This is a genomic window from Candidatus Acidiferrales bacterium (assembly GCA_036514995.1).
Lineage (GTDB): Bacteria > Acidobacteriota > Terriglobia > Acidiferrales > DATBWB01 > DATBWB01.
Genome location: DATBWB010000060.1, coordinates 1 through 11,781, shown reverse-complemented (window position 1 = coordinate 11,781; position 11,781 = coordinate 1). Strand labels below are relative to the sequence as shown.

Annotated in this window: 9 protein-coding genes; 4 read left to right on the top strand and 5 right to left on the bottom strand. The window is 60.0% G+C overall.

The window, feature by feature from the left end:
• Window positions 1-858: aconitase/3-isopropylmalate dehydratase large subunit family protein (locus VIH17_04275; protein ID HEY4682450.1), on the top strand; the 858-nt coding region annotated here is incomplete at its 5' end.
• A gap of 140 nt (window positions 859-998) precedes the next feature.
• On the top strand, window positions 999-1,493 hold the full coding sequence (locus VIH17_04270) for a 3-isopropylmalate dehydratase (protein ID HEY4682449.1): 495 nt from the start codon (window positions 999-1,001) through the stop codon (window positions 1,491-1,493).
• 106 nt (window positions 1,494-1,599) lie between these two features.
• Here VIH17_04270 and VIH17_04265 read toward each other — a convergent pair whose 3' ends face one another.
• The 4 genes from VIH17_04265 to VIH17_04250 all read right to left on the bottom strand — a co-directional run bounded on the left by VIH17_04265 (window position 1,600) and on the right by VIH17_04250 (window position 5,805).
• Window positions 1,600-2,382, bottom strand: a complete 783-nt coding sequence (locus tag VIH17_04265) for a citryl-CoA lyase (GenBank protein HEY4682448.1) — start codon at window positions 2,380-2,382, stop codon at window positions 1,600-1,602.
• 95 nt (window positions 2,383-2,477) lie between these two features.
• Window positions 2,478-3,428, bottom strand: coding sequence for a CoA-binding protein (locus tag VIH17_04260; protein ID HEY4682447.1), 951 nt, complete (start codon window positions 3,426-3,428; stop codon window positions 2,478-2,480).
• A gap of 20 nt (window positions 3,429-3,448) precedes the next feature.
• On the bottom strand, window positions 3,449-4,660 hold the full coding sequence (locus VIH17_04255; protein ID HEY4682446.1) for an ATP-grasp domain-containing protein: 1,212 nt from the start codon (window positions 4,658-4,660) through the stop codon (window positions 3,449-3,451).
• A gap of 26 nt (window positions 4,661-4,686) precedes the next feature.
• Window positions 4,687-5,805, bottom strand: coding sequence for an isocitrate/isopropylmalate dehydrogenase family protein (locus VIH17_04250; protein HEY4682445.1), 1,119 nt, complete (start codon window positions 5,803-5,805; stop codon window positions 4,687-4,689).
• Between the two features lie 403 nt (window positions 5,806-6,208).
• On the opposite strand from VIH17_04250, the gene VIH17_04245 reads away from it, so the two are divergent.
• The gene (locus tag VIH17_04245; GenBank protein ID HEY4682444.1) at window positions 6,209-9,295 is read left to right on the top strand and encodes an acyl-CoA dehydratase activase; all 3,087 of its coding nucleotides are present in this window, start codon (window positions 6,209-6,211) and stop codon (window positions 9,293-9,295) included.
• Window positions 9,253-10,602, top strand: a complete 1,350-nt coding sequence (locus tag VIH17_04240; GenBank protein ID HEY4682443.1) for a hypothetical protein — start codon at window positions 9,253-9,255, stop codon at window positions 10,600-10,602. The genes VIH17_04245 and VIH17_04240 overlap by 43 nt, the downstream gene beginning before the upstream one ends.
• Before the next feature lie 133 nt (window positions 10,603-10,735).
• Here VIH17_04240 and VIH17_04235 read toward each other — a convergent pair.
• Window positions 10,736-11,781, bottom strand: a 1,046-nt coding sequence (locus VIH17_04235; protein HEY4682442.1) for a hypothetical protein, incomplete at its 5' end; no start/stop codon positions are given.

Here is an 11,781-nt window from a genome sequence, read left to right as displayed (position 1 = left end):
GTCGGCTCCACCGACGCCGCCATTGCCATGGCCACCGGCAAGAGCTGGTTCCGCGTCCCGGCCACCATCCGCATTGAAATCACCGGCAGACTGCCGCACGGCTGCTACGCCAAAGATGTGGTGCTGATGGTGGCCAAAGACATGGGCCCCGACGGCGGCAACTATCGCGTGCTCGAATACGCCGGAGAAGTGGTCGAGGGATTCAACATCCCCTCCCGGCTGACGCTGACCAATATGTCGGCCGAGATGGGCGCCAAGACCGCGATCGTCGCTCCCGACGCACACACCAAGGCTTACCTCAAAGAAAATGACCGCGACTATGAGTTTGAATTCATCCGCAGCGACCCCGATGCCAAATACGAGCGCGTCGAGAAATACAGCGTCAACAACCTGACGCCGCAGATCGCTTGCCCGCCGGACATTGACAATGTCTATCCGGTGAGCGAAATCCAGGCCCAAAAGGTGAAGGTGAACCAGGTCTTCATCGGCTCCTGCACCAACTGCCGCATTGAAGACCTGGAAATCACCGCCCAGATTTGGCGCGGGCGAAAGCTCAAGCCGAACCTTCGCGCCATCATCACTCCGGCGTCGCGGAAAGTCTGGCAACAGGCGCTCGACCGCGGGCTCCTGACGTTCTTCAACCAGATGGGCGCGATGATTACGACCCCTGGCTGCGGCCCTTGTCTGGGGCGCCACGGCGGGGTGCTCTACGACAACGAAGTCTGCGTTTCCACCTCGAACCGCAACTTTGAAGGCCGCATGGGCTCGCCCAAGGCAAAGATCTATCTGGCCAGCCCGGCAACAGCAGCCGCCACGGCATTGACCGGAACCATTACCGATCCCAGGGAATTCCTGTAGCAACGTTCCGGGTGCCGGGTGGTGAGTGCCGAGTTTCGAGTTTCGGTTTTCGTTTTTCGATTTTTCCGATTTTCGATTTTCGGTTTTCGAGTTTTAGGTGCTGAGTTTCGCTTTTCGGGTACTAATGAGGAGATGCTTTCATGAACTGGCTTTTCGCTGACAACATCAACACGGACTTGATTACCCCGGGGCGCTACAACATCACGACCGATGTGAACGAGCTGGCCAAGGTCGCCTTCATCGAGTACCGGCCTGACTTCTGCAAGAACGCCAAGGCGGGAGATTTCATCTTGGCGGGAGAGAACTTCGGCTGCGGCAGCTCGCGCGAAACCGCCGCCATGGCTCTGCGCGCCCGCGGCATCACCGCCGTTGTCGCCAAATCGTTTGCCCGGATTTTTTACCGCAACTCGATCAACCTGGGCTTGATGCTGGTCATCGCCGATACAACCGGTATCGAGGAAAACGACCAGCTCGAACTTGACATCAAAGGCCAGGTCATCCGCAATAAAACCAAAGGAACAACGATCAGTGGCAGCATTCCCGGCATGATGGTCCGGCTCTACGAAGAAGGCGGGATCATCCCCTACCTCAAAAAGCACGGCTTGGATGCGTTGAAAGACCTGGAGAAGTTCTAGGGCGGTTCCGTGTTGGCAAGCTACACGTAGCGCACGCCTCCAGGCGGGCATTTCCTGCTCGGACAAAACCTATGTGCCGGTCTGGAGACCGGCGCTACATCGAACCCTACGGCAGGTTTCTTTCCGGTGGGCCGTCGTATTCAAAATCCCCGGGGTGGATCTGGCGCATAGGCTTTTCCCGCTGCTGTTCTTCCCAGGCTTGAATGGTGACGCCAACGACGCGCGAGATGATAAAAAGCGGATTGCCCAGCTCAACCGGAAATCCAATCTCGCACAGGCAAGCGGCCATGGTGCCGTCAATGTTGATCGGCATAGGCCGCTTCACTTGCTTTTCGAGCGCCCGCCGGAGCGCTTCCATCGCCTCGATATAAATTTCCTGGATGGGACACTGGCGAGCCAGCGCAAAAAGTGTTTTCGTGCGCGGATCTTCCGTGTGGAAGCGGTGGCCGAGGCCGGGGGCGCGCTCGTTGCGGGCTTTGAGTTCCTCCAGGTATTCGCCGGCGACCTCATCGAGCGATTTCCCCGTCTTCTCGTGGCGCTCGACCACCGCGCGGATCATGGCCATCGAATCGCCCACCGCCGCGCCGTGATACTTGTTGAAGGCAAGCACGCCGGCGGCGATGGCGGCGTTGAGCGGCGCGCCGGTCGAAGCCACCGTGCGTCCGGCAAGCACCGAGGGCGGCGAAGCGCCGTGGTCCATCGAACCGATCATCATCGCGTTCAAAAGCTTTTCCACCTCGGCCGTGGGCACGTTCCCCGTCCAGAGAAGATATACCGCGCCGGCAAAGCTCAGTTTTCCCATCACCTGCTGCACCGGATAGCCGCGAATCAGGATTTTGTTCGGTTCGACGTGCGACATGCCCGTCTTCCAGTGGTGTTGTTCGGACATTGGTAGCTCCTTCGAGCAGGAAAATGGAAAATAGAAATTAGAAAAGAGGAATCATCCCCCAAATGGCGCTGTTCAGCAAAATCCAAAAGGCAATGCTATTGCGGCATCTCGAGCGCTTCTTTGACCATTCGGGGAATATCCCGCAGTGTGTATGCGATGCGGACTCCGGCAGCAGCCAGCGCGGCGATCTTCCCCTCGTAAGTGCCGCGGCCTTTCATCACCAGCGCCCCGGCATGACCAAAGCGAAAGCCCGGGAGCGCGTTCTTGCCGGCCACAAACGCAACCACCGGCTTGGTGCATCCGCCGGACTTGATGAACTGGGCGGCTTCTTCCTCGTAGCTCGTCCCGATTTCGCCGAACATCACCATGGCTTTCGTCTCCGGGTCTTTCTCAAAAAGCTTGAGCGCCTTTTTGAAGGGTGTTCCGATGATGGCGTCGCCGCCGCAGCCAAAGCCGGTTGTCTGGCCGAGACCGGAGCGCGAAAGATAGTAGGCGATGGTCGAGGTCATGCCGCCGCTGCGCGAGACCAAACCCACCGGACCGGGCGTAAAAATTTCACTCACATAATCGCGCGCGCCGCCAAGGCCGCCCAGGCGGAACTTTCCCGGGCTGACGATTCCGGGCGTGTTCGGGCCGACAATCGTCACGCCGAGTCTCTCAGCATAGGCCATCATCTCCATTTCGTCATGAATTGGCACGCGTTCGGCATAAATGAAAACGTTCTTGATGCCGGCGTCGATGGCTTCATAGACAGCGTCTTTCACGAAAGCCGCCGGGACGTTGATCGAGGACCAATCCACCCGGTGATCTCGGACAAGCTCCGCGACGGTGTCATAAACGGGCACGCCCTGGACGTCCTGTCCCCCTTTGCCGGGCGTGACGCCGGCGACGGGCGGCGAGCCGAATTCCTGCATGCGGGTGACAAAGCGGATCCCGGACTCGCCGGTGATGCCTTGAATGATAGCTTTCGTTTTTTCGTTGACCAAAATGGCCATGGTAGCAGAGCGATCAGCCGGCCAAGCCCGGCGTTCACGGCGGGTCGGCATACGGTCCCGAGCTCAAACCATCAAGAACCCCGAGCAGGGACCGGCGCTTCCATCAAAGCCTTCAGGCGCTCCACGCACTCTTCCACGAACGTCTCGCGGGGAAACGATTCGACCACGCCGCCGGCTTTCAGGATAGCGAGCGCTTCTCGGTCGCGGTTGCCGGCGAGCCGCACCACAAAAGGGATCGCCGGTTTCAATTCCGCGAATGCCTTGACGATTCCTTCCGCCGTGACGGTGAGGTCCTGCGTCACCACGCCGCTCAGGAAGAGAAACCCCTTGATGTCCGGAATGCCGAGCGTGAGCTTCACCGCTTCATACACTTTTGCGGCCGGCGGAGAGCCGGAGCAATCGCAAAAATCGGCTGGCTTGAGGCCGTACTCGGAAAGAATATCGAGCAGCGTCAGGCTGAAGCCGGAACCGACGGAGACCACGCCCACGGTGCCGTCCTCATACAAATCCTGATAGTGGACGACGCCGCGGTAATCTCTCTTGTCAATCTGCTGCGCGGCCAGCTCGCGCGGCGTCGGCGGCCGCGGTCGCTCCTCTTCCATCTCGATGCCCAGCTCTTTCAAAACGGGCAGGCGGAAGGCAGCATCCTCGTCAATCTGGACGATAGCATCGGCCGCGACCACGTCACCCTTTTCCGTGAGGACGAGCGGATTGATCTCAAGCAGCCGCGCCTCATATTGTCGAAAAGCCTTGTACAGAGCAAAAAGCGCCTGCCCCACCTTGGCGACCGCGGCGCCTTCGAGGCCCATGGCGCGGGCGAGCTTTCTCCCCTGAAAGGGAAGAAACGGCTCCAGCGGCGAGTGGTTCGAGCGGACGACTTCTTCGGGCGAGCTTCGAAACACTTCTTCAATGTCACCGCCGCCGCAAGTGGAGGCAAGGAAGAGAATGTCCTGCCGGTGGGGATCGATCATGACCGCGGCGTAAAGCTCGCGGGCGATGCTCAGCTTTTCCTCGACCAACACTTCGCACACGGTTTCGAGGCCAAACACTTTGCCCAAGAGACAGGCGGCTGCTTCCCGCGCTTTGGCCGGCGAATCGGCAAAAACAATGCCGCCCTTCTTGCCGCGCCCGGGAGCAAGAATTTGCGCCTTGATGACGACCGTACCGCCCAAGGCTTCCGCGGCGGCAGCGGCCTCATCCGGCGTTCGCGCCCGCCTGCCCCTCGGGACGGCCAGGCCAACGCGTTTGAACAGTTCTTTTCCGAGTGCTTCCACCAATCTCATGGGCGAGTCCCTACCGAATGCTCAGGTCAAAATTTCCGCGCTACCGCCTCCGCCACCTCGAGCGTCGTGTTCGTTCCCCCCATATCGTAGGTGCGAGCCTTGCCCTCGCGCAAAACGGCGGCAATCGCCTCTTCGAGCTTCCTGGCCATGGCCGATTCATTGAGCCAATCGAGCATGAGCCTGACGGTGAGGAGCATGGCCATCGGGTTGACCTTATATTGGCCGGCATATTTTGGCGCCGAGCCGTGAGTGGGCTCGAACACCGCGTAGCGATCACCGATGTTGCCGCTCGAGGCAAAGCCGAGCCCGCCGACAAGCTGGGCGCAAAGGTCAGAGAGAATATCGCCGAACATGTTCGACGTTACAATCACGTCGTAGTTGTCCGGGTTCTTGAGCAGCCACATGCACATGGCGTCAATGTTCGCTTCCTGGAAAAGAATCTCGGGGAATTCGGCGGCTACTTTTCGCGCCACGCGGGTCATCAACCCGGAAGTTTCCCGCAGCACGTTCGGCTTTTCGACCAGCGTCACCGATTTCCGCTTGTACCGGCGAGCGTAGTTGAAGGCGGCGCGCACAATGCGCTCCGCGCCCTTCCTGGTGATCAGCCGCACGGTCACCGCCATATCCTCCGGCGCGGTGGCGGCGAAGCGCTTCGCCTTGGCCGAGAATTTCACGAAGTCATCCATGATTTCCGGCGGCACCGGATGGAATTCGATGCCGGAGTAGAGCCCTTCGGTGTTTTCGCGAAAGACCACCCAATCAATCGTGTCGCGCCAGTTGAGCGGATTGCCCGGATAGGCTTTGCAGGGCCGCAAATTCGTGTAGAGGTCAAAGAGCTGGCGAAGCTGGACGATGGGCGAAAAATACTTGAGGCCCTTCCCTTTGAGCAAAGGAGCGAGTTCAGCTTCGGCTTCCTCGGCCGGCTTGGAGGTAATGGCGCCAAAGAGGCAGACATCGGTGCCTCGGAGAAATTCGACGGTGCGGTCGGGCAACGCATTGCCTTCCTTGCACCAGCATTCCCAACCGATCTCGCCTGTCCGGTATTCGGCGTCAAGGCGAAGAGCGTCCAGGACGATCCTGGCCGCTTCCATGACGTCCCTGCCCACGCCATCGCCGGGCAGAATTGCGATTCTGTATTTCGCCATGTACTGGAACCTCGGAACCCCCGCCGTGGCGAAGTATGGAAGGACCTCAGGGCCGGCGAGCCCGAATTCGGGCGAGCCTCCTGATTCTAGCCCAGCGCAAATCGGCGCGTCAACGCGCGGGTTGGCTGGCTGATTGCTGCGTGCAAGCCATAGCCCTTTGCCGGAGTCATCGCGCCACCGGGCGCGGCCGTCCAAGAAGGGCCTTTCTTTAAACCCGGGAAAATATGGTAAATTATTGATTCCTATAGGGCCGTCGCAAGTGAGGGATTGCAACCGGCAGATCGGTTTCAAGCGAGCACAAAGTCCTGGAGCCGGGATTTTCAGCACTGCTGTGGCAATTTGCACAGCCGAGAGCGTCGGGCAGCACAAGTTGTCATTTTTGCGCCCGCGCTGACGGACGAAGATGAGCGTCAACCTCGGCATAGATATCGGGGCCATCAGCCTGAAGCTGGCCGCGGTTGGAGCCCCGGAAGATCGGCGGCTGCTGGAGGCGGCTGGGTCGAATTCGCCGACATTTCGTCCGGCGCCGCCGGCCGCCGACCCGAGAATCGCGGGACTACCCATCCTGATCTCGTCCTACCGTCGCATCCAGGGCAGCCCCATGCAATCCACCTTCGATCTCCTCCACGAACTCTACGACCGGATTCCCGAGGAAAAGATCGAAGGCATCCGGGTGACCGGCTCCGGCAGCCAGCTCATCGCCAAGATTCTCGGCATCTATTTTGAAAACGAATTCAAAGCCATCGCCAAGGCCACCCCCGTTTATTACCCGCAGGCGCGCACCGTCTTTGAAATGGGCGGGGGAAGCTCGAAATACATTCTGCTGGATGAGGTGGCCGCAGCCGGGCGCCTGGGAATCCTGGACTACTCGACGAGCGGCGATTGCGCTGCCGGCACAGGATCTTTTCTCGACCAACAGGCCTCGCGCTTGCTTTACAACGTCGAGGAGATCGGGGAGGTTGTCTGCGGCGCGGGTTGCTCGGCGCGCATTGCCGGCCGCTGCTCGGTCTTCGCCAAGTCGGATATGATCCACGCCCAGCAAAAAGGCTACTCGGTTCCCGAGATTTTGAAGGGCCTGTGCGAAGCGGTGGCGCGCAACTTCCGCAGCAGCATCGTCAAGGGCAAGGACATCCTGCCGCCGGTGATGTTCATCGGCGGCGTCGCATGGAACGGGGGAGTGCTGGCTGCTTTTCGCGATATCTTCAAACTGAACGGAGACGAGCTTTTTGTTCCGGAGCTGCATGCCTGGCTGGGAGCGATCGGCGCGGCGCTACTCGAAAAAGACGACTGGCGCAAGCGTTCTTTCAAAACCATCCACCAGCTCCAGCAGCATGAGGCCGAGAAGAAAATTGATTTCGCCTGCACGGAACCGCTTACCCTCCGAAACGTTGTCCTCCTGCGCGACCGGGTGAAGCCCTACCGCTTGCCTCAAGGGAACGCCCCCATTCCGGCCTATCTGGGAATTGACATCGGATCGGTGAGCACCAATCTGGCGGTGATTGACGAAGCGGGCGAGTTGATGCACGACATCTACCTGCGCACCCAGGGCCGGCCCATCGAGCAGGTTTCCGCCGGGCTCAAAGAGATCGAAGAGCTTTTGGGCGACCGCATCCTCATCCAAGGTTCCGGCACCACCGGGTCAGGACGCGAGCTGATCGGCGAACTGGTGGGCGCGGATACCGTCAACGATGAGATTACCGCCCACAAGACCGGCGCCATGTACGTCAGCGAACGGCTGGTGGGCGAGCAAGCCGATACCATTTTCGAAATCGGCGGGCAGGATTCGAAATTCATCTCGATCCAGGACGGGATCGTGGTGGACTTTGCGATGAACGAAGCCTGCGCCGCCGGGACCGGCTCCTTCCTCGAAGAGCAGGCAGAGAAGCTCGGCGTGCAAATCAAGGGCGAATTCGCCGAGCTGGCCCTCCAATCCAGGAATCCGGCGCGGCTGGGCGAGCGTTGCACCGTCTTCATGGAGCGCGACCTGACAGCGTTTTTGCATCGCGGCGCCCGGGTCGGCGACCTTTGCGCCGGACTCGCCTACTCCGTCGCGCTCAACTATCTGAACCGGATCGTGCGCGGACGAAAGATCGGGAATGTCATCTTCTTCCAGGGCGGCACCGCGTACAACGACGCCGTGGCCGCCGCCTTCTCGCAGATCCTGGGCAAGCGCATCATTGTGCCGCCGCACAACGGGGTGATCGGCGCCATCGGCATGGCCCTCATCGCCCGGGAACGCTTCCACTCCACCGGCCGGGCGGCCAAGTTCCGCGGATACGATTTGAACCGGGTCGGCTATACCGCCCGCGAGTTTGTCTGCAAAGCCTGCTCCAACTATTGCGACATGAAAGAATTTACGATTGAGGGCGAAAAGAGCTACTGGGGCGACAAGTGCTCGGACAAGTTCCGCAAGCGGGCACGCACCGACCGCCAACCGGTGATCGAAGATTTGATGGCCTACCGCGACCGCATGCTGGAAGAGGGTTACGGCGGGCCGCAGGGGCGCGGACGGAAGGTCGGCATCACCCGTTCCATGTACTTCTTCGATAGATTTCCCTTCTGGTTCCGCTACCTCGAGGAGATCGGCTTTGATGTTGTCGTCTCCGACTCGACCGACCGCATGATCTCGACCGAAGGGGCCGACCTGGCCGTAGCCGAACCCTGCTTCCCCGTCAAGGTTGCTCACGGCCACGTCCAATCGCTGCTCGGCAAGGGCGTGGACTACATCCTCCTGCCCAACGCGCTCAACGCCGAACTCTCCGACGAACGAGTTGATTCCCACATGTGCCCGTGGAACCAGACACTCCCCTTTGTGCTGCGCGCGGTTTCCCAGTTCACCCCCATGCGCCACCGCATGCTGGTGCCCACGGTGCACTTCCGGCTCGGCAAAGAGAAGGTGAAACGCGAGCTGGCCGAATTTGGCCGCGGACTCGGCATTTCCCGCAAGCAGAGCGATCGCGGGGTAGAAGCCGGGTATGCGGCTCAGGGAGAGTTTCGCGAAAATGTCCTCCGGGCCGGCCGTCAAGCATTGGCGGTGCTCGAAAACACCGGCGAGCCGGCCATCTTGCTCGTCGGCCGCGCCTACAACGTGTACGACCGCAGCGTCAACTGCGACATTCCGCGCAAGCTGCGCGCGCAATACGGCGTCAACGTGCTGCCGATGGAATTCCTGCCGCTCGAAGGCGAAGACATCAGCGACGTCAACGACAACATGTACTGGAGCTCCGGGCAGCGGATCCTGGCGGCAGGAAAAATGGCCCGGCGAAGCCCGAACTTGCACGTGATCTTCATCACCAATTTCAAGTGCGGTCCTGACTCCTACATCAAGTCGTTTCTCTTTGATGCTTGCGCCAAGCCGTATTTGATCCTCCAGTTTGACGGGCACAGCAACGACGCCGGCTTCCTGACTCGTTGCGAAGCCTATCTCGACAGCAAGGGGATTCTGCGATGCGTGCAACGCAAAGCCAAAGCAGCCGCCGCCACCGCCTAGCCACCCGCATCAGCAAGAGCCATCCGCTGGCGGGTAAGAAAGTTTATGTGCCCACGATGGCTTATGGGAGCACGCGGGTCTTCTGCGCCGCCTTGCGCGCCCTGGGCATCGATGCCCGGCTCACTCCCCCCTCCGACGAGCGGACGCGCGAACTCGGCGCCAAATTCACCTGCGGCGATGAATGCTACCCGGCCAAGGTAACGGTTGGAGATTTTCTAAAAGTGATCGAGCAGCCGGATTTTGATGCCAGGCAAACTGTCTTTTTCATGCCGACGGCCGAAGGACCCTGCCGCTTCGGGCAGTACGCTCCCTATCTGAAAAAATTGGTCCGTGACCTGGGATTTCCCGAGGTCGAAATTCTTTCGCCCACCTCCGCCAACGCCTACGCCGGCCTGGGCGATATGGCGCGGGCCTTTGTCCGCACCGGCTGGCGCGCCCTGCTGACCGGCGACATTCTTTTGAAATTGCTGCTCAAGACACGCCCCTACGAGTCGCGCCCCGGCGAGAGCGATCGCGTTTACGAAGCGTGCCTCGACGACCTCTCCGGAGTGCTTGAAAATACTTCCGTCGAGCCGGGAGTGCAACTCGAGGCTCTGGTCCGCGGCTTGATCAGCGCCCGCGACCGCTTCCGGGAGATTCCAGCCGCTTACAACCGTGATACGCCCCTCATCGGCATCGTGGGCGAGATCTTTTGCCGGCTGAATAACTTCTCCAATGACGACATGGTGCGCCGCATCGAAGGCTACGGCGGTGAGTGCTGGATGAGCGACATCGCCGAGTGGATTTGGTACACCAACTCGGAGGAGGCACGCCGCTTGAAGCTCGTTGGGCGGTCGCTTTCCTTCGCCATGCTGGCCAATAAGATTCGCTCGCACGTCCAGCGGTCGGATGAACACGCCCTGCTGCGGCCCTTCCGGGAAGATTTCCAGGGATACGAAGAGCCGCAAACGATGGCCGAGCTGATGAAATACGCCGAGCCCTACTTGCCTCAGTGGGGAGCGATGGGCGAAATGGTCCTGAATACCGGCAAGGCCATCTATCTTGCTCGCAAGGGCGCCGACGGCATTGTGGACATCAGCCCGTTTACCTGTATGAACGGGATTGTCAGCGAAGCCATCTATCCGGTGGTCAGCCAGGCGAACGGCGGCATCCCCATTCGGAATTTCTATTTCGATGGCACCCAGTCCGACCTCGACCGTGATATCGGCATCTATTTGGAGCTGGCCCGCGCCTACCAGCGCCGGAAAAAATTTCCGCGAGCCTACCCCGCCTACTTTCGACCGGCCACGATGACCGCAGCCGGTTAGTGATCGCGGGCTACATCGACGCACATGTAGGGGCATGCTTCAGTCTGAAGACCGCCCCTACATGAGGGCTCCGGCTAGTCAACAAACAAAACGAGGGAGCGCGGCGCGCTCCCTCGTTCTGTCTGGCTGTGTTCTAGAAACTGTAACGCAAGGCGAACTGGAATGCCCGCGGCCCGCCCGACCCAAAGAATCCTCCGGCGGTACGGAGCGGCTGATTAAACTTGGGAGAGGTGATGTCGTTGTTGAACCCGGAGAAGTTGGTGTTGTTGAAACCGCGGATGTTGGTGATGTTGAAGAGGTTGAATACCTCACTGATGAACTGCACCTTGTGCCGTTCCGCAAACGTGAGGGTCTTGGTTATGCGCATGTCAAAGGAATTGAAAGCGTCGCCAAACTCCAGGTTCGCGTTCACAGGCGGCAGGCAACCGGCGGGGGCGCCGGGGCAGGTAATCCCCAAGAAGCTGTGCCATTGACCAATGGCCGCGTTCAATTCAGCTCCAGTTTTGATGTCGCGCCCCAGGGCATTGCGAGCAAGGATGGGAAGCCGCGAGCCGAGTGCCGGCACAAACGAGTCCATCGGTACGCTGGAACTCATCGTCCAGATGGGTGAAACGCTGATTTGCCACGGCATTTCAAAAATGCCGTAGAAGACAAACCTGTGCCGCTCATCCGTCGGCGCGTACCCCTTCTCCAGGCGGAGGTTGTTCACCCCCAAAACGAGATTGACCTGGTCCTCGGCACCGTTGAAGGGAATCTGGTCGTCATTGGCGAAATTAAAAGTTTTCGACAGGGTGTAGTTGACGTTGAAGCCGTAGCTCCAGCTCCCATGCCGCGTAGGCCGCTTCTGGAAACTGACCAACAACCCGTCATACCAAGTCTTGGCGGAAGATTCGATGTTGGTGATATTGTCGCTCCGATTGGTGAGGGGATCCGTTACCGTGCAGGGATCGATTCCATTCGGGCACGAAATGAGGGGCGAGGTACTGGTGGTGCTGCGCAGCAAGCGGCCAATCAGGAGTCGCCGCCCGAAGTTGTGGATTCCGTCTGCCGATAGAATCCAGTTCTGCCCAATCTGGTGCTGCAGGCCGAGGGTGAACTGCTGCACCATGGGTTGTCTTGCTCGGTTGTCGATGACGTTGATTCCTATCCCGAAAACGGTGGAATCCCCGGCAAACGGTT